Origin of the sequence: Citrobacter telavivensis, from assembly GCF_041807075.1 — a bacterium.
In the GTDB taxonomy this organism is placed as follows: Bacteria; Pseudomonadota; Gammaproteobacteria; order Enterobacterales; family Enterobacteriaceae; genus Citrobacter_A; species Citrobacter_A telavivensis.
Map to the genome: position 1 here is coordinate 20,597 of NZ_JBGUBF010000012.1, position 17,952 is coordinate 38,548.

Annotated in this window: 24 protein-coding genes and 1 pseudogene; all 25 read left to right on the forward strand. The window is 53.0% G+C overall.

The window, feature by feature from the left end; all coding sequences use genetic code 11:
* Positions 1 to 74: 74 nt before the first annotated feature.
* The 25 genes and pseudogenes from ACERJC_RS24270 to ACERJC_RS24385 all read left to right on the forward strand — a co-directional run bounded on the left by ACERJC_RS24270 (position 75) and on the right by ACERJC_RS24385 (position 17,952).
* On the forward strand, positions 75 to 380 hold the full coding sequence (locus tag ACERJC_RS24270) for a phage holin family protein (protein ID WP_373672699.1): 306 nt from the start codon (positions 75 to 77) through the stop codon (positions 378 to 380).
* Positions 367 to 807: a lysozyme gene (locus tag ACERJC_RS24275; RefSeq protein WP_373672678.1), complete on the forward strand. Its 441-nt coding sequence runs from the start codon at positions 367 to 369 to the stop codon at positions 805 to 807. Before ACERJC_RS24270 ends, ACERJC_RS24275 begins: the two co-directional genes overlap by 14 nt.
* Positions 804 to 1,190, forward strand: coding sequence for a DUF2570 family protein (locus ACERJC_RS24280; protein ID WP_373672679.1), 387 nt, complete (start codon positions 804 to 806; stop codon positions 1,188 to 1,190). The genes ACERJC_RS24275 and ACERJC_RS24280 overlap by 4 nt, the downstream gene beginning before the upstream one ends.
* The gene (lysC, locus tag ACERJC_RS25550) at positions 1,174 to 1,344 is read left to right on the forward strand and encodes an Rz1-like lysis system protein LysC (RefSeq protein WP_001472852.1); all 171 of its coding nucleotides are present in this window, start codon (positions 1,174 to 1,176) and stop codon (positions 1,342 to 1,344) included. Before ACERJC_RS24280 ends, lysC begins: the two co-directional genes overlap by 17 nt.
* 142 nt (positions 1,345 to 1,486) lie before the next feature.
* Positions 1,487 to 2,005, forward strand: a complete 519-nt coding sequence (locus tag ACERJC_RS24285) for a Rha family transcriptional regulator (protein ID WP_032676284.1) — start codon at positions 1,487 to 1,489, stop codon at positions 2,003 to 2,005.
* A 152-nt stretch (positions 2,006 to 2,157) separates the two neighbouring features.
* Entirely contained in the window at positions 2,158 to 2,361 is a 204-nt protein-coding gene (locus tag ACERJC_RS24290) for a hypothetical protein (protein WP_032638867.1), read from the forward strand.
* A gap of 3 nt (positions 2,362 to 2,364) precedes the next feature.
* Complete coding sequence (locus tag ACERJC_RS24295) at positions 2,365 to 3,003, forward strand: putative metallopeptidase (protein WP_373672680.1); 639 nt, start codon at positions 2,365 to 2,367, stop codon at positions 3,001 to 3,003.
* 31 nt (positions 3,004 to 3,034) lie between these two features.
* Complete coding sequence (locus ACERJC_RS24300; protein WP_373672681.1) at positions 3,035 to 3,523, forward strand: DUF2280 domain-containing protein; 489 nt, start codon at positions 3,035 to 3,037, stop codon at positions 3,521 to 3,523.
* A complete protein-coding gene (locus tag ACERJC_RS24305) occupies positions 3,520 to 5,091 on the forward strand; it encodes a terminase (RefSeq protein ID WP_200016061.1) in 1,572 nt (523 codons plus the stop codon). The genes ACERJC_RS24300 and ACERJC_RS24305 overlap by 4 nt, the downstream gene beginning before the upstream one ends.
* A 3-nt stretch (positions 5,092 to 5,094) precedes the next feature.
* Complete coding sequence (locus ACERJC_RS24310; protein WP_373672683.1) at positions 5,095 to 6,498, forward strand: DUF4055 domain-containing protein; 1,404 nt, start codon at positions 5,095 to 5,097, stop codon at positions 6,496 to 6,498.
* Positions 6,485 to 7,597: a phage minor head protein gene (locus ACERJC_RS24315; protein ID WP_373672684.1), complete on the forward strand. Its 1,113-nt coding sequence runs from the start codon at positions 6,485 to 6,487 to the stop codon at positions 7,595 to 7,597. Before ACERJC_RS24310 ends, ACERJC_RS24315 begins: the two co-directional genes overlap by 14 nt.
* 104 nt (positions 7,598 to 7,701) lie before the next feature.
* Positions 7,702 to 8,466: a DUF6651 domain-containing protein gene (locus ACERJC_RS24320; RefSeq protein WP_373672685.1), complete on the forward strand. Its 765-nt coding sequence runs from the start codon at positions 7,702 to 7,704 to the stop codon at positions 8,464 to 8,466.
* 90 nt (positions 8,467 to 8,556) lie between these two features.
* Entirely contained in the window at positions 8,557 to 9,699 is a 1,143-nt protein-coding gene (locus ACERJC_RS24325) for a major capsid protein (RefSeq protein ID WP_373672686.1), read from the forward strand.
* A 48-nt stretch (positions 9,700 to 9,747) separates the two neighbouring features.
* Entirely contained in the window at positions 9,748 to 10,026 is a 279-nt protein-coding gene (locus ACERJC_RS24330) for a hypothetical protein (RefSeq protein WP_373672687.1), read from the forward strand.
* Positions 10,027 to 10,029: 3 nt separating this feature from the next.
* Positions 10,030 to 10,440 carry a protein singed gene (locus tag ACERJC_RS24335; protein ID WP_373672688.1) on the forward strand — a complete coding sequence of 137 codons (411 nt, stop codon included), beginning with the start codon at positions 10,030 to 10,032 and terminating at the stop codon, positions 10,438 to 10,440.
* 1 nt (position 10,441) lies between these two features.
* Positions 10,442 to 10,825, forward strand: coding sequence for a glutamate 5-kinase (locus ACERJC_RS24340; protein ID WP_373672689.1), 384 nt, complete (start codon positions 10,442 to 10,444; stop codon positions 10,823 to 10,825).
* Between the two features lies 1 nt (position 10,826).
* On the forward strand, positions 10,827 to 11,207 hold the full coding sequence (locus tag ACERJC_RS24345) for an HK97 gp10 family phage protein (RefSeq protein WP_286487592.1): 381 nt from the start codon (positions 10,827 to 10,829) through the stop codon (positions 11,205 to 11,207).
* Positions 11,204 to 11,596, forward strand: a complete 393-nt coding sequence (locus ACERJC_RS24350) for a phage tail terminator-like protein (RefSeq protein WP_060816049.1) — start codon at positions 11,204 to 11,206, stop codon at positions 11,594 to 11,596. Before ACERJC_RS24345 ends, ACERJC_RS24350 begins: the two co-directional genes overlap by 4 nt.
* 24 nt (positions 11,597 to 11,620) lie before the next feature.
* Positions 11,621 to 12,553: pseudogene (locus ACERJC_RS24355) on the forward strand (phage tail tube protein); the annotation flags it as partial.
* A complete protein-coding gene (locus tag ACERJC_RS24360) occupies positions 12,551 to 12,784 on the forward strand; it encodes an Ig-like domain-containing protein (RefSeq protein ID WP_311048316.1) in 234 nt (77 codons plus the stop codon). The pseudogene ACERJC_RS24355 and the gene ACERJC_RS24360, both read left to right, overlap by 3 nt.
* A 62-nt stretch (positions 12,785 to 12,846) precedes the next feature.
* The gene (locus ACERJC_RS24365) at positions 12,847 to 13,314 is read left to right on the forward strand and encodes a phage-derived protein YdaY family protein (protein ID WP_373672690.1); all 468 of its coding nucleotides are present in this window, start codon (positions 12,847 to 12,849) and stop codon (positions 13,312 to 13,314) included.
* A gap of 89 nt (positions 13,315 to 13,403) precedes the next feature.
* Positions 13,404 to 13,634 (forward strand): hypothetical protein, encoded by a 231-nt coding sequence (locus tag ACERJC_RS24370; RefSeq protein WP_071258613.1) that lies wholly within the window; start codon positions 13,404 to 13,406, stop codon positions 13,632 to 13,634.
* Between the two features lie 39 nt (positions 13,635 to 13,673).
* A complete protein-coding gene (locus tag ACERJC_RS24375; protein WP_373672691.1) occupies positions 13,674 to 17,009 on the forward strand; it encodes a phage tail length tape measure family protein in 3,336 nt (1,111 codons plus the stop codon).
* Positions 17,009 to 17,473: a hypothetical protein gene (locus ACERJC_RS24380; protein ID WP_373672692.1), complete on the forward strand. Its 465-nt coding sequence runs from the start codon at positions 17,009 to 17,011 to the stop codon at positions 17,471 to 17,473. Before ACERJC_RS24375 ends, ACERJC_RS24380 begins: the two co-directional genes overlap by 1 nt.
* A complete protein-coding gene (locus ACERJC_RS24385; RefSeq protein WP_130097135.1) occupies positions 17,470 to 17,952 on the forward strand; it encodes a DUF1833 family protein in 483 nt (160 codons plus the stop codon). Before ACERJC_RS24380 ends, ACERJC_RS24385 begins: the two co-directional genes overlap by 4 nt.

Genomic DNA, 17,952 nt, shown 5'->3' on the forward strand with positions numbered 1-17,952 from the left:
TAAATCCAGCCCGAGGGCCTGACCCCTAACTACAAACAGCACCCCGTTCCTTCGGAGGTGATATGGCTAAACGTATGCAAGATAAAGAAAGCATTGCAGGAGTGTCATGGCTGATTGTCCTTGCTCTGTCATGCTGGGGAGGCCTTGTCCGATACCTTATTGATGTGAAGCAGAACAAAGCCACCTGGAGCTGGATCAACGCGCTGGCGCAAGTTGCAGTGTCCGGCTTTACCGGTCTTATTGGTGGCCTGATAAGCGTCGAAAGTGGACTGAGCCTATACATGATTCTGGTAACGTCAGGCATTAGCGGCGCGATGGGTTCCGTGGCACTTACTTACTTCTGGGAACGCCTGACGGGGATGAAGAATGCAAACCAGTGAGAAAGGCATTGCCCTGATCAAGCAGTTCGAAGGCTGCAAGCTTACCGCGTACCAGGACAGCGTCGGTGTATGGACGATCGGCTATGGCTGGACTCAGCCTGTCGACGGGAAACCGATCCGTGCCGGTATGACGATCAAGCAGGAAACGGCAGAGCGCCTGCTGAAAACTGGACTGGTCAGCTACGAAAGCGACGTGTCTCGCCTGGTTAAAGTCGGCTTGACTCAGGGGCAATTCGACGCCCTGGTGTCGTTCACGTATAACCTCGGCGCTCGGTCATTGTCGACATCGACACTCCTGCGAAAACTCAATGCCGGTGATTACGCTGGTGCTGCTGATGAGTTCCCGCGCTGGAACAAAGCAGGTGGCAAAGTCCTGAACGGGCTAACCCGTCGGCGTGAGGCGGAGCGCGCTCTGTTTCTGTCGTGATTAACGCACTGGTTAAGCGTTACTGGCTGCAGTTGCTGGCGCTGGCGTTAATCGGCGTGCTGGCGTTCTTCGTGAACCACTACCGCGACAACGCCATCACCTACAAAGACCAGCGCGATAAAGCAACGGTCATGGCAGACACATCAGAGGCGATCACCAACAACGTGATCACCACGATGAACCTCATTCGCGATATCTCACAGGCTACCCAGAATGCAAAGAACGAACTGGCCCAAAAAGGCGAAACGCGCATTGTCTACATCAGGCAGGCACTTGAAGGCGATCCGTGTGCTAACCAGCTTGTTCCTTCTGCCGCTGCTGACAGCCTGCGGGAATACGCAGACAGTTTACGTTCCGGCCCCGGTGGTGCCGATAAGCGCTGACCTGACCGCAGACACACCGATCCCCGGAATGGTGGTTCCGTTCACATGGCAGGCAAGTCTCGAGTTAAACGCTCAGCTCTACACGGCGCTGGGGCAGTGCAATCTGGATAAGGCAGCAATCAGGAAAATCGAATCATCAAGAGCCTCGCAATAGCGGGGCTTTTTTATGCGCATCTCACGCGCACATCAACGAGAGCCTTTCAGTAAGCGAGCCTGAGAAATGCCGTTATAGGTGGCGACCTCTCTCGGGCGGCTTTTCTGTGAGACAGGCTCACTTTCTAAAAGGTAAAGACGCTATGAATAATCCGTCAGTTATTCCGGCCTTCGACTTCCGCGAAATGGTCACGACCCTCGACAACAAGATAATCACCACATCACTCAAGGTGGCGGATTACTTTGGCAAGCGACACAAAGACGTTTTGCGTGCCATACGTAACCTGAAATGCTCCGATGACTTCACCCAGCGCAATTTTGCGCCCATTGATTTCATTGATAAAAATGGCGATGTTCAGCCTATGTATAACATCACCCGCGACGGATGCATGATGCTAGTGATGGGATTCACTGGCAAAACAGCTGCCGCAGTGAAGGAGTGTTACATCAATGCCTTCAACTGGATGGCCGAGCAGCTAAACCGGCGCATGGCGATGGGTGAAGAATTGCAGCATCGCTACGCCATCAAAGAAACGCGCTCAAAGCTGAAGGGAACGATCGGCAGCCGGTTGATGAACGAACGGAAGAAGGAAAAACGCGTGCTGAGGCTCGAACATGAGCACATCATGCAGGTAACGCAGCCGGAATTACTTATTGGCTGATCGCGGCATTACAGAAGCCCTTCACTGAGGGGCTTCGATAATGATCTGTGTAACCCCGCAAGGATGGTGATCACATCTTGCTGACGGGTAAGCCGTAAGTGGCTAAGCACTTCTGAGAAGCAGGGCAACAGCTGCGACACGTGGAGAACGAAATGGCTACCGTCTACCGAATCACAATCACCAAAAAATCCAAAGAGTCCTTTACTGGGCTCATGACCCGAAGCCAGCCAGAAATCGTCAATGGTTTTGTCGCTCTGGCAATGGATAACGGCAAATGGCGCTACTTCAGCCAGGACAGCATTGATGACTTCCTGTTTGAGCCTGTAGAGCAGCCAGCAGAACAAACGACGGAGTAATCCATGGCTAACGATGACGAGCGCAGGCCATACCCGCCAGTTAACTTCATCGACTCCGACAACTGGCAGCCATACACCAGGCTGATACCCGCCAACGAAGTGCGTGAGTGGATAATCCGGCAAATCATCAGCGATACCGGCAGCATCCATAACCCTGACCACGAACACCTGTTAGAGGCTGATCTCTGCTTCATGTGGGCATCCGATTCGTTTGCGAAGAAAGGGCGACATGTCCTCGGCCAAGCCGAGCAGGTAATGCTCCGCGCAGGTGGCTGGCAGAAGGCCAGAATGGAACAGCAGATGCATGAATGGTTCGGGCGAATCCCGAAGTTCATCATCACGCTGGCAGCTGACTACTGCTCGCAATGCAGCGACATTGAGTTCTGCGCACTGGTAGAGCATGAGCTTTACCACATTGCCCAGGCCACCGATGATTTCGGCGCGCCTAAGTTCAACAAAGAGACCGGGCAGCCAGTTCTCACACTGCGCGGCCATGATGTCGAAGAATTCACTGGTGTCGTACGTCGATACGGTGCTAGCGCCGACGTGCAAGAACTGGTGGACGCAGCCAATCAACCTGCGGAGGTTGCACATCTCAATATAGCCAGAGCGTGCGGGACGTGCATGCTGAAACTGGCTTAAATACTGGACTGTATAAGACGAATGGTGATTTATGGCTGCATTAAAACCTGATGTGAAAGCCTTCATCATTCAGTCGCTTGCGTGTTATGACACGCCATCGCAGGTGGTCGAGGCTGTCCAAAAAGAATTCGGGATCAATATAACCCGGCAACAGGCCGAATCTCACGACCCTACGAAGGCCAGCGGTAAGACGCTCGCAAAAAAGTGGGTTGATCTGTTCAACGCAACTCGCGAGCGCTTCCAGACGGAAATTGCAGAAATCCCGATCGCTAATAAGGCTTATCGGCTCCGCGTACTGCAAAGAATGTCTGTGACTGCCGAGAACATGAAAAACCTCGGCATGACGGCCCAGCTTCTCGAACAGGCTGCGAAAGAAGTTGGTGACGTTTATACCAACAAGCAGAAGGTTGAACAGAACGTTATATCCACTCACAACGTTATGCCCGTTCCATCCTGTGACAACGTTGACGAATGGGAAGCTGCTGCGCAGAAACAACAAAATGAGGTTCTTGGTGGATGAATTACAAGGCTGTATGGAAGCCTCTGCCCGGATCACAGTCTCTTTCGCTGAGTTGCCCATGCAATGAGATCCTTTACGAGGGAACACGTGGACCAGGCAAAACCGCTGCGCAGTTGGCGCGTTTTCGCCGTAATGTCGGTGTCGGTTATGGTTCATTCTGGCGCGGTGTCATTTTTGACACTGAGTATAAGAACCTGGCAGACATCATCACGCAGTCTAAGCGTATGTATAACCTGTTCGGCGACGGGGCAAATTTTCTTCGGTCCGCGAGCGAGTTGCGATGGGTTTGGCCTACTGGTGAAGAGTTGCTGTTCCGGTTCGGAAGCGAAGCTGATGATTACTGGAACTTCCACGGGCAGGAATTTCCGTTTATCGGCTTTAACGAGCTGACCAAACAACCTAACTCAGATTTCTACGAAGCAATGTTTTCGTGTCGCCGCTCATCGTTCCGGCCTGAAGACTATCCGCGAAAAGATGGATCGTTGCTAAAACCGATCCCACTCGAAGTATTCAGCACGACAAACCCATTTGGCATCGGTCACACCTGGGTAAAAAAACGATTTATCGAACCGGCACCGCGCGGAACTGTACAGCGTCACAAACAATTAGTGTTCAACCCTCAAACCGAGCGGGAAGAAGAGATCACGTTAACCCGCGTCGCGATACACGGTTCTTTCAAAGAGAACCCGTATCTGGATCCGCAGTACATAGCAACGCTGATGTCCATCAAAGACCCGAACCGCCGCAAGGCATGGGTAGAGGGGTCGTGGGATGTTACCAGTGGCGGACGCTTTGACCATCTATGGAATGAGGCGCTTCACGTCATTAAGCCGTTCCGCATACCGGATAGCTGGACCGTTGACCGTTCCCATGACTGGGGGGAGTCGAAACCGTTCTCTAATCTCTGGTGGGCTCGCACGGATGGCACTGTCGCGACGCTGCCGGATGGGCGTCAATTCTGCCCGCCCGCCGGGTCTCTGATTCTGATTGGCGAGTGGTACGGTTGCCCGCCTGACGAACTGAATAAAGGGCTGAACATGTCATCTACCAACGTCGCAAAAGGTGTTGCGTGGATTGATAAGCGGCTAACAGGCCAGGAAGTTGACGAACCTGACGAGATAAAACTCGATGGCGTCACTCAGGGACAACTCAACATTATGCCGGGCATCTGTAAAAAGGTTGTTCCCGGCCCGGCCGATAGCGCGATCTACAACACTGGCGATGATGAACTTTCAATCGCTCAGAAAATGGAAGTGCAGGGCGTTAAATGGGTTGAGGCCAACAAAAAGCCCGGCTCTCGCGTTAATGGTGCCGCATTGTTTGCCGACATGCTGGAGGCGGTTGTCGAAGGTAAAAAACTGGAATCCGGGATACCAGAAAAACCCGCGCTTTATGTTTTTGATTACTGCCGTGGCTGGATAAGCCGTATTCCTGTGCTCGTCCGCGACAGCAAAAATCCTGATGACGTTGACACGCAGCAGGAAGATCACGACTGGGACGGAACTCGTTATGAAGTTCTGCATTCACCGCCGAAGAAAGTCGGCAAAGTCACCAAACTTCGGATGTAAACCATGCCAGATATTTCGACACCCAACCTCGACTATAACGACATGGTTGAGGCGTGGGACATTAACGATGCACTGATGGGCGGCACGCTGGAAATGCGCCGGCAGGGCGAATCCTACCTCCCCCGCTGGCCGCGCGAGGATAAAGAGGACTATAAGAAACGCCTGTCTGTTGCGACGCTGCTCCCGGCCTACGAAGAAAGCATTAAGCAAAATACCGGGCGCGTATTTGCTGAGCCAACCGTGTTAAGCGAAAAAACGCCGGAAAAAATCAAAGATTATGCCGAAAACATCGATATGGAAGGCAGCCGCCTTGATGTCTGGGCGCAACAATTCTTCAGCCTGGCATTTCAGTACGGTCTTGCCCATGCGCTGGTGGATTATCCACGTACCAACGCTGAAAAAATTCGCACAAAAGCAGATGAACAGGCTGCTGGTGGTCGCCCATATGTAACGATGTTGAACCCTCGCCAGGTGATTGGCTGGAAATCAACGGTTGTCAGCGGAAAGGTTGAGCTCACTGAGTTGCGCGTAAAAGAAGTCATTGTCGTGGATGGTGACGACTTCGGGCAAACCAAAGTTGAGCAGATCCGCCACATCATGCCGCGTAAAGTGGAAATCTGGCGCCGTAACAAAGGTGATGGTGGGGAATCCTCCTGGGCCCTTTATGAAGAGTGGGAAACCAGCCGCGACGACATTCCCCTTATAACCCTCTACACCAAAAAAACCGGGTTTATGCGAGGTTCTCCGCCACTGCTGAATCTGGCATTGCTGAACATCAAGCACTGGCAAAGCCAGAGTGAGCAGGACAACATTCTTCATGTTGTGCGCGTGCCGCTTCTGTCTGTTTTTGGCCTGGAAGACGATCAGGAACTGGTCATTGGCTCATCCAGCGCTACTAAATTCAGCGACCGCGCAAAACAGGGTATGGAATATACCGAGCACACCGGCGCTGCTATCGAATCAGGCGAGACATCACTGGAAAATCTGGAAAACCAGATGCGCCAGGCGGGCGCGAAGTTGCTGCGTGCAGAAAACACATCAACAAAATCTGACGACCAGACGCATGAAGAACACATGCAGGAAAACTCACCGCTCTACACAATGGCGAGTTCGCTGGAGGATGCGCTCGATAACATTCTGCAAACCATGGCCGAATGGATTGGTCTGCCTGATGGCGGCAATGTTGATGTGCGCACTGAGCTGGATGTTTCTACCCAAACGTTCGATTCATCTGCTGCTATGGCCGTTCAGTCCCTGCGACAAGGGGGCGACATCCGCCAGGTTGATGCCGTTCGCGTGCTCCAGGCGCTTAAATTCATCGATCCTGACGCGAAGCCGGATGACGTGATCGACGAGCTGAAAAACCAGCAGGTAACACTGATGGGTGGTAACGATGGCAACGGTTAACGAGCAGTTGCGTGACGAATCTATAGCGCACGCTATCTGGATTAGTCGTTACAGCACCGGCGTTGCCAACAGGATGGTGAAGCTGCTCAACGAAAGTGATGCTGAACTGACGGCGCGCCTGCTGGTGGCGATGGATGGCATCGAGCCGAATAGCTTTACGGTAACGCGTCTTGAAGCACTGCTGGCGAGCGTACGGGAAATTAACCGCACTGCAATAAACGGCATGTTTTCCAGCCTGTCCACCGAACTGAATGACCTGGCGCAACATGAGGCGGGGTATCAGTTGAGTCTCTTTGACGCGTTGTTGCCGGAGTTCGTGACCGACTTTCATCCGTTGGTGGGGATCTCTCCTGACGCGGTGTATGCCGCCGCGATGGCGCAACCATTCCAGGGGAGATTACTCAGTGAGTGGGCGTCAAACCTCGAAGCGGATCGCCTCAACCGCATCAGTAACGCAGTTCGACAGGGCTTTTTGCTGGGAGATACGAACGAGCAGATAGCGCGCAAGGTTCGCGGCCACGCTAATCGTGGATACCAGGACGGTGCGTTACAGATGAGTCGAGCCAATGCCGCCAGTATCGCGAAAACGGCGGTAGGTCATCTTGCAGCGACGGCACGTAAAAGCTTCGCTGACGCCAATAACGACCTGATGAAGGGTAAGCAGTGGCTTTCCACTCTGGACAATCGAACGACGCAGATGTGCAGGATTCGCGACCGCCTTAAGTATACGCTGGATAACAAGCCGATTGGTCACAAAATCCCGTATTTGCAGGGGCCTGGAAAAATTCATTTCTGCTGCCGTTCCACTGAAACATTCATCCTCAAATCGGCGAAAGAGTTGGGTATCAATGTTCGCGATATCCCGCCAGCGGAACGCGCCAGCATGGATGGTGTTGTGCCCGGCGATACCAACTATCAGGAATGGTTCTCGCGTCAGTCGTTCGATCGCCAGAAGCAAATCGTTGGCGAGAAGCGCGCCCGGTTGATTCGTGATGGTGGCATGTCTCCTGATGAGTTCTACACCGATAAAGGCGAATGGCTGACGCTGGCGCAGTTGCGTGAACGCGATGCGCAGGCGTTCAGGGATGCAGGGCTTTAATCTTCAATAAATCACAACAGGCTGCCTCCGGGCGGCCTTTTTTATGGCCGCAATCCGGATGGTGAGCGGTGCAACGGTCGGATGACCAAATCAAAGGTAACAACATGAAACTGAAGACAGTTGATGTAAGCGGCAAGCAGTATGCAGAAATTGATGCTAACGGCCTGCCGGTTTACGTGCATGACGACGGAAAAGAGATCGGCTTTGATGCCGCTCAGGCCATTGGAAAAATTACCGAGCTGAATGGTGAGGCAAAATCTCATCGTCTGGCTAAAGAAGCGGCTGAAACCAATCTGGCGAAGTTCTCCGGTATCACTGACCCGGTGAAAGCTCTCGAAGCACTGGAAATGATGACTAAAATCGACCAGAAAAAACTGATCGATGCTGGCGCTGTTGACCAGGTGAAAGCCGAAATCACCCAATCATTCCAGACCAAGCTGGAAGAAGCAGATAAGCGCAGTAAGACGCTGGAAGGCCAGCTCTACGATGCCATGATCGGCGGCAATTTCTCTGGTTCGAAATTCATCGCCGATAAGATTGCCATCCCGTCAGATATGCTTCAGGCGCGCTTCGGTCAGTCGTTCAAGGTTGAAGATGGCAAGATTGTTGCCTACGACAGCACCGGCAACAAAATTTACTCCCGCTCCAAGCCTGGTGAAATCGCTGGTTTTGATGAAGCGCTTGAGTTCCTCGTCGAAAATTACCCGCAGAAAGACCACATCCTGAAAGCCAGTGGTAACAGCGGCGGCGATTCCCGCACCACGCAGCACCAGGCTGGACAGAAAACGATGAAACGCGCAGCGTTTGATCAGCTTTCCCCGGGTGAAAAATCCCAGGCAATGAAAGACAAGATCACCATCGTCGAATAATCCGTTTTTGCCGCTTCCCGGATGGGTGGCGGCGCAGAGGCTGGAAGGCCAACCAAAACACAAACCCTAACCAGTTAAAAAGGAAATACCATGGCGAATACGCTGACCGGCCTCCTGCCTGATATGTACGAGGCTCTCGACGTTATCTCTCGCGAGATGACCGGCTTTATCCCGGCAGTAAGCCGAAACAGCAATGTTGAACGCGCTGCTATCGGGCAAAACGTTCTTGTTCCAGTCACAACTTCTGCGGCATCCGCAGATAACACCCCGGGCGTTACCGCGCCGAACACCGGCGATGCGGTGGTCGATAATGTCCAGGTGGCTATCACCAAATCGAAACACGTCCCGGTACGCTGGAACGGTGAAGAAACCAAGGGCCTGATGAACGCCGGCACCTTCTCCACCATTCAGGCCGATCGCTTCTACCAGGCTATGCGTACACTGGTAAACGAAATCGAAAACGACCTGTGGCTGGAAGCGTATAAAAACGCCTCCCGCGCATATGGTACCGCTGGTACCACACCGTTCGGTACTGCCGCAGATATGTCAGATTTCGCGGGCGTTCTGCGCATTCTGGAAGAAAACGGCGCACCGAAAACTGATCTGCAACTGGTTCTCGGCCATGCGGCAATCGGCAACCTGCGCGGCAAGCAGTCAGGCCTGTTTAAAGTCAACGAAGCGGGCTCCTCTGACATGCTGCGTAACGGCATGACCGATCGCATCATGGGCATGGCAATCCGTCATTCCGACCCGATTAGCCTGGTCGCTAAAGGCTCTGGCGCAGGTTATCTCACCAATGGCGCGGCGGTGGCTGGCTCTACCGGTATTGCTCTTGATACCGGCACCGGCACAATCCTGTCAGGCGACATCGTTACGCTGAACGGCGATACCAACAAATACGTGGTTAACTCCGCGCTTGCTGGCGGCGCTATTGCCATCGGTAAGCCTGGCTTGCTGCTGGACGCTGCTGATGGTGCTGCGTTGACCGTCGGCAACAGCTACACGCCGAACGTGGCGTTTGCACGCTCTGCGATTGTTCTGGCGACTCGCGCCCCGGCGAAACCTGAAGGCGGTGATGCTGCTGACGACACCACGATCATCACTGACCCGGTGACCGGCCTGTCGTTCGAAATCGCGGTATATCGTCAGTTCTTGCAGGTTGTCTACCATGTCCGTCTGGCGTGGGGCTACCGCGCAATTAAGAGCGAGCATATCTCCCTGCTGCTGGGTTAACGCACCACTCAATAAGGGGCTTCGGCCCCTTTTCCTTTTGGAGGGCTTATGGCCGGACTGACCAAAGAACAGCGCGCGCAGCGTGAAGCGGAAAAACTTGCTACTGAACAGGCTGCACAAAACAATCCTGCCCAGCAGGAACAGCAGCAGGAACAGCAGCAGGAACAGCAGCAGGAACAGCAGCAGGAACAGCAGCAGGAACAGCAGGCCGTGCTGGTGGTTATGGTTACCGACTTCCCGGCATTCCCCGGCGCGCCGACAACCGCAGACGTGCACCCGGACGAAGTGGAAAACTGGAAGGCGGCAGGGTGGCGCGCAGAGGAGTGATTCATGATCACCTACATCACGGTCGCGGACGTTGATCAAATCCTCGGTGCCGACTGGACCGATGCCAGTAAAAAAGAGAAGTCTGTGAAAATGGCGAATGCCTGGATGAATGGTCTTGGCCTGAAATTACCATGTGACAAAAATACCCACGAAATCATTATCCCTGATGATGTGAAGCAGGCTGGCGCATATGCGGCGCAGGCGGCAGCAAATGGCGGGCTGTATCAGCAGAAAACCAGTTCTGGCGTGCTTACCAGCGAATCAGTTGATGCCGATGGCGTGAGCGTGTCGGAAAGCTACGCCGAAATGGCAACAAACAGCACATCTTTGCTGGATTCCGATCTGCAACTGGCGCTGGCGATGCTCAAACCATACGGCGCCAACACTTCTCAGATTCGTCTAGTCAGGGGGTGATGTGGGGATTCGTGACAAGATTCAGACGAAGGTCGCAAAGGCCTTTGATACCAAGCTGGCGGATGCAGTCAACGATTTCACCGGCTCTTACGTCATCCAAACCGGATGGGACCCGGTAACGGAAACAGGCGGTGAAACCACCGTGACCTACACTGGCCGTGGCGTTCTGTCGAAATACAGCCTCAACCGCATTGATGGCGTCAATATCCTGCACGGCGACCTGAAATTAACAGCGCTGACGAATGAAGTTACTGACGAACCGAAGGTCGATCACATCATCACTGCACCAGATCTGATTACTGGCGAACATCAGCGCTACAAAGTCATTACCGCAGGAACCGACCCGGCGAAAGCTACATATTCCATTCAGTTGCGGAGGGTGTGATATGGCGAACGGGTGGAGTATCGACCCCTCTGTCTTTATGAATCAGGTTGAGGAAGACGTTGGTAAAAAATTGCGTTTTATCTCGCTTCAGTTGCTGAATGAAATTGTCTCTCGCTCTCCGGTCGATACCGGGCGTTTTCGTGCGAATAATCAGGTAAGTATTGGTTCACCTGAATACAGCACCACCGATACAACAGATAAAAATGGATCGGTAACTTTGCAGCAAGGTAGCGCTGTTATCGCGCAGGGAAAACCTTATTCAGTCATCTACATTCAGAATAACCTCCCATACGCGGAACCTCTGGAGAATGGTCACTCGCAGCAGGCTCCGGCAGGTATCTACGCTGTCTCATTCCACGGTGTAACACAGGCCTACAAATGACCCTCACAGAAATTCGTAACGCTGTCATTGCTCGCATGACGGCGCAGACGGCTATTGCTGAAAGTGACGTGACATACCCTAACGACCCGACATTCGACCCGAAAGGAAAAGATATTTGGGCGCGCGTGACAAATATAGCCGGTCAGGCAGGCGCGACGGAAATCGGCGCGGGCCCCGTTGTACACAGAACGGGGATTGTCATTATCCAGCTTTTTGTTCCCACCGGTTCTCACTCATTACCAATAACTCAGGCCGCCGACAAAATTGTTTCTTTGTTCGAGTTCCAGGATGACGGCGCACTGAGCTATTTCGCTGCATCAGCATACGAAGTCGGTGATGCCAATGGTTGGTATCAATGGAACATCAACATCCCTTACCGCGCGACTTAGCGCCAAATAACAGGAGGTAACCAGATGTCATCTGGAGCCAAAGTTCTTAGCGCATTCGTGCGCGAAACCACTCCCGGCGTTACCCCAACGGGTATTCCGTGGAACCTTTTAAAACGCACAAGTTGGGGCGTTGGTCCATCCCAGAATACCAATGACAACGACGAAATCGGCGGCACCCGAATGGCGCAGGGCGCTACGCTGGGAACGGTCGATGTTGGCGGCGATGTCGGGGCAAAATTCCGCTATGGCCAGCATGATGACTTCCTGGCTTCGTGTTTTGGCGCGGAGTGGGCGGGTAATGTGCTGACGATGGGGAATGACCGTATCTCTTTCTCACTCGCAACATACGCGTCGGACGTTGGTATTGCCTCCATTGTTCGCGGCGCCCAGGTAAGCGTGTTCCAGTTGGAAGTTCCTAACGACGGTGACGTTACCGCGACAGTCACATTCGCCGGGCTGGGGTGGGACTCAAAAGCAGACGATACGAGCTATATCGAAGGTACACCTGCCGATAATGCTGGCGAGTTGCGTTACTCGTTCAAAGAAGTCACCGCAATCAACCTGAACGGAATCGACGGTGGTGATGGTTTCTGTATCGACACCTTCAACATCCAGTTCGACAACAACGTTCAGACCCAGCGCTGTATCGGCACTGGTTCACCATATGCAGGGGCTAATATCCCGACTACCTTTACGCCGTCAGGTTCGATCACTTTGTCGTGGTCAAAAGCCGCGTGGGAGGTCTGGAGCAAAACGCTTACCGGCGCAACCGTGCCATTCAGTTTCACGCTGGCGAACGACGAAGGGCAGTACACGTTTAACTTTCCGAAAGTGCAGGTCGCTGGTGACTGGCCGGATGGCGGCAATACCGACATTATCCAGGTTCAACTGGATATCACTGCGGCCGACGAGTCGCCGACGATTACCCGCGCTGTTACCATTCCGGCAACAGGCATCACGGTAACCCCGGAAACAGCTTCTGTTAATGTGGGAGATACAACCAGCCTCACTGCAGCTCTGGCTCCCGCAGGCGCAACGGATACCGTGTCCTGGGAGTCATCCGATCCTGTAGTGGCAACAGTTAACGCGTCAGGTGTCGTTACTGGTGTGGCGGCCGGAACGGCAACTATCACTGCTAAGGCGCGCACTTTTACCGATACGGTAACCATTACCGTAACTGAACCATAAAATTTCCCTTGCCCGTTCCGCTCTGCATGGCGGCGCGGGCTTTTTTCATGCAGGAGTTTCGAATGATTATCCTCAACTCTCGAATTGATATTGGTGGCGAGCGCTGGTTTACACCACTGAAAGACCTGAAACCCATTGAAGGGCTGAAACTACTCGTCAGCAGTATTGATAACGATCAGTACCGCTCGCGTAATGCGCTTATCCGCCGCCATATTGAAAAGATGGATGCCAGTTACCAGGTGGGAACCAGCGAATTTAACTTGTCAGCGGTCGGTGAAATTGACTCTGCCGATGACCTACTCATCGACAACTGCGCGCGATACCTGCTGAAAGACTGGAAGGGTGTCGGTGAGCTTGTCGATGGCGAAGAGGTGCCGATCGAATATACACCGGAACGCGGTGCTGCACTTATGAAACAGGAACCAGCGATTTACTGGCAAATTCTGGCTGAAGCCGCCAGCATCGCCCATGGCAAAGAGCAGCAAAAGCAGGAAACCGTAAAAAAGCCATCGAAGCGCAAAAGTGGCTGAGTGAGTTCGGCGGGGAGCAGGGGGAAAAGGCAAAGTGGCGAAGGGAGAAATTAAAACTCCCGCCAATCCCCGAACCTGAAATTGACGGCGTGACAGGTGAAATCCTCAACGCTTACTCCGTTATTTCCCGTTCCCGGCTGTATGCCGGGATGGCTGGTGCGCCGCTGCCGATCTCGCTTCATGATATTGAGCGCTTTCTTTCTGCGCGTCCCGTACTCATTGATCGTGATGAATTTGACGCGGCCATATTTGCCCTCGATGACGCATGGCGTGAGCAGTGGGCGCAGGAACAAAAAAAACACGGCAAACAGAAACAATAAGCCCGGCATGTCCGGGTATTTTTATGCCCGGAGATCGCAATGGCAGAACAGACATCCCGCCTCGCCATCATTATTGACAGCACCGGCGCTGAGAAAAACGCAGAAAATCTGACGACAGCCCTCAGTGGTCTGACTGAATGGGGCATGAAGGCTGCGGCCAGTGCCGGGAAGGTGACTAAAGCCACTGAGGAAGAAAAGGAGGCGATGAGTAAACTTCGCGCCGCCATCGATCCTGTTGGTGCAGCCATTAACACCGTTGGGCGCCGCTTTACCGAATTAAAAAAATATTTCGACAAAGGGTTAATTGATAAGGAAGAGTTTGAGTTTCTGTCGAGAAAACTCAACGAAACCACGGAAGAGTTGAGTGGAGTAGCCCAGGCTCAGCGTGAAGCGGAAAAAGCAGGAAAATTAGCAGCCGCGCAGCAAGAGGCGCAGGCGCAGGCATTACAGCGCATGCTGGATAAAATTGATCCGCTAACTGCTGCCCTAAGAAATCTTGACCAACAGCAAGAAGATCTTAACGCTGCGCTCTCAGCCGGAAAACTCAACACTTCACAGTTCGATGCCTACAGTAAAAAATTGCAGGAAACTCGTCGGGAAGTTACCGGAGAAGCACAAGCCGAGAGAGAAGCAGCGAAAGCTCATGATGAGCAGCGCGCGGCATTGCAACGCCTGGTTGCTCAGCTTGATCCAGTTGGCGAAGGATTCCGCCGACTCGCAGAGCAGCAAAAGCAACTCGACTCTGCGAAATCGTCAGGGCTGCTTTCCCCTGAGTCATACACAAAACTTTCCGGCACGCTCGGTGAAATGCGTACCGAGTTAGAAAAAACACAGGCGCAGTTAGGCAGAACTGGCATGTCGGCAAAGCAAACCGCTTTTGCGATGCGCATGATCCCCGCTCAGATGACAGATATCGTTGTGGGTCTGTCTACCGGGCAAAGTCCGTTCATGGTGCTGATGCAGCAGGGCGGCCAGTTAAAGGACATGTTCGGCGGCATCGGCCCGGCGATTAAAGGTGTCGGCTCCTATGTGATGGGCCTGATCAATCCTTTTACGTTGGCGGCTGCCGCGGTCGGCGTGCTGGGCGTGGCGTACTACAAAGGCACGCAGGAACAGGATGCTTTTAATAAATCACTTATCCTGACGGGTAACTTGGTAGGAAAAACATCTGGTCAACTGGCAGATATAGCCGCGCGCGCTGGTGTGGCGGCAAATTCAACCACGGGTGCCGCAGCGTCGGTACTGAATCAACTGGTAGAGTCAGGAAAGGTTGCAGGTGATTCGCTGGAGCGCGTGACCACTTCCGTTGTTAAAACGAGTGAAGCCACTGGTATTGCGACCGATAAACTGGTGGACGACTTCAACAAAATAGCCGCCGATCCGCTGGATGCAATCACCAAACTAAATGACCAGTACCACTTCCTGACGCTGGCGACTTACAACCAGATTAAAGCCCTTCAGGATGAAGGTAACCAGCAGGAAGCGGCGCGAGTTGCTACTGATGCATACGCTAACACTATGCAGCAGCGCTCGACTGATATTCAGCAGAATCTCGGATTACTTGAGAAGGCGTGGAATGGTCTGGCCGGTGCTGCGAAAGGTGCATGGGATGCCATGCTTGATGTTGGGAGAGAATCTGGCGGTAATGAACGCATTGCACAAATTCGTAAGGAACTGGACTGGATCGATAACGCCGTTGGTGGGAAAGTCGTTTTTGGTGCTCGACGTAAGGAGCTTGAGCAGGAGTTAAACATCCTGCAACTCACGATGACAGCTCAAGCTGATGTAAGTGGTGCTGTGTCTGAAGCAAATAAGGCTGAGCAACAACGCATTAAAACCCAGCAGGAAGCGGATCGCGTCAACCAGCAGTTCTTGTCGAATGCTGATAAGAGAAATAAGGCGATTCAGCAACAGAAGAAGTTTCTGGATGCCGGGGCGATCAGTGCGGATCAGTATGCGAAAAATACAGCCCGAATTAACGAGATGTATAAGGATCCTAAGGCGCCAAAAACGCCGAAGGGAAAAGCATACAGCGAAGATGCCGGCACACGCCTGCTTGACCAAATCAATCAACAGACCGCTGCAATGCAGTCCCAGCTTGAGGCCAGTGATAAGCTCGCAAGCGCCACTCAAGCGAGAGTGAAGTTTGAGCAGCAGATTGCTGACCTGAAATCGAAATCCCAGCTTACCGCTGACCAGAAATCGCTTTTGTCTCGTTCTGAGGAAATTTTACAGGCGTATAAACAGCAGGAAGCGCTGCAAAACTCCGTCAAAACGCTCGATGATTATCGGAAAATGCAGGATCAGGTCAAAGCGAAGGATGAACAGCAGAATGATTTGTTGCGTGAACGCCTGGCATTGCTGGAAAAAGCAAAAGCCACAGGTAAGCTGGCTCCGGGGGAATACGAGCAAACCCGCGCCAATATCTACAAAAATACACCTGCAGAACTGCCTTCCTCAGTGAAGAGTGTTGTTGGAAACATGTCGCCAACTGGCGGCCAGTTATCCGGCACGTTCGGCGGCATGCAACAGCAATACATGCAACTCGATCAGGCGCAACAGCAACTACAAACGTGGTTGCAGGCGCAGGAAGCGGCATATGCCCAGGCTGCGCAAATTACCACGGAAGGCGAGGCGCGCATGACGGCAATCCGCCAGCAGGCAGCGCAGGCCAACCAGGTTATTGAATCCCAGAAAAACGAAATCATCACCAGTGCGACGCAAACCATGATCGATAGTGGTTTGCAGATTCTGGCGACTGGCTTCGGTGAACAGTCCGGGATTTATAAAGCAGCGTTCGCCGCCAGTAAGGCATTCGCGATTGCGCAGTCTCTGGTTTCCATTCAGCAGGGGATCGCAATGGCGGCGGCTAACCCGTTCCCGTACAACATAGCAGCGATGGCATCCGTTGCCGCAGCTACTGCCAGCATCGTTTCCAATCTGTCAGCTATCGCCGGAACTGGATTTGCCTCTGGTGGTTTTACAGGGCAGGGAGGGAAGTATCAGCCTGCCGGGATTGTGCATAAAGGCGAGTATGTTTTTGACCAGGCTGCAACCAACCGTATCGGCGTCTCGAACCTTGAGGCGCTGCGCAATGGTGGCTCTCTGGATGCAACGCTGAGCAAGCCAGGTTTCGGTACGGGGGCGCAGAATGTCAATAACAACAGTAATGCTATGACCCTGAACGCACCCATCAACCAGAACTTCAATATTCAGCAGGGAGTAAGCCCTGACCAGATGAATCTGTCGCTGGCTCAGACTCAAAAACAGGCTACCAGCGATGCATTGGATCAGGTCGCCAATCAGATCGTGAAAGGCAATGGGAAGGTGGGCAACGCGATGCGAGGAATGTACACCGGAAGGAGAGTTACCTGATGGCTGAAAAATACTACCCTCACGATTATCTTCCCATGCCACTCCAGGACGGTTATGCATTTCAGCCCGTCAGTCCGTTAAAGCGTACCGAAATGACCACAGGCCGCGCCCGCCAGCGCCGGGCTTTCATTTCCACGCCGACACAGGCAAATGTGCAGTGGTTTTTCGAAACGGATGTTCAGGCCCAGCTATTTGAGGCCTGGTACCGGGAAACCATCACTGACGGTGCTGACTGGTTTTTTATGCGGCTACAGACCCCGCTTGGCGTTGAGTTCTATAAATGCCGGTTCACCGATATCTATCAGGGGCCGACGCTGGTCGCCCCGATTTACTGGCAGTTCTCCGCGACGCTGGAGTTATGGAGTCGTCCGGTCCTTGGCGATGGCTGGGCTGAGTTCCCGGACTACATCATCAACAGCAGCATCATTGATATTGCTCTTAACAGAGAGTGGCCTGAGGCATGACCATACTGAATCGACTCTATGCTTCTTCCGGAGAAGAGGTAATTATTGAAACTCTGCAGATCACTATCGGTGATGACGTTCTTTATCTATGTGATGGTTACGACGATGTAACGGCGGTGACGGAGTCTGGTGAGGAAGTGACATTTATTGCCAGTGCCATCGCCGTTGCGCTTCCGGCTCGTAACAGTGACGGAACTCAGGATCTACAGTTTGCAGTAAGTAATATCGATGGAGAGGCATCAACAGCAATTCGTAATGCGCTGGATAATCTTCGTGGTGCAACGATGACTTATCGAAAATACACCTCCAACGATTTAGCAGCTCCTGCGGAACGCCCGTTCACTCTTAAGGTGAAAAGTGGGTACTGGACGGCAACCCAGGCGCAGATTATCGCTGGATACATGAATGTGCTGGATACCGCATGGCCCCGCTATCGCTATACACTCCCGTTCTATCCTGGCCTTCGTTATATGAGCTAA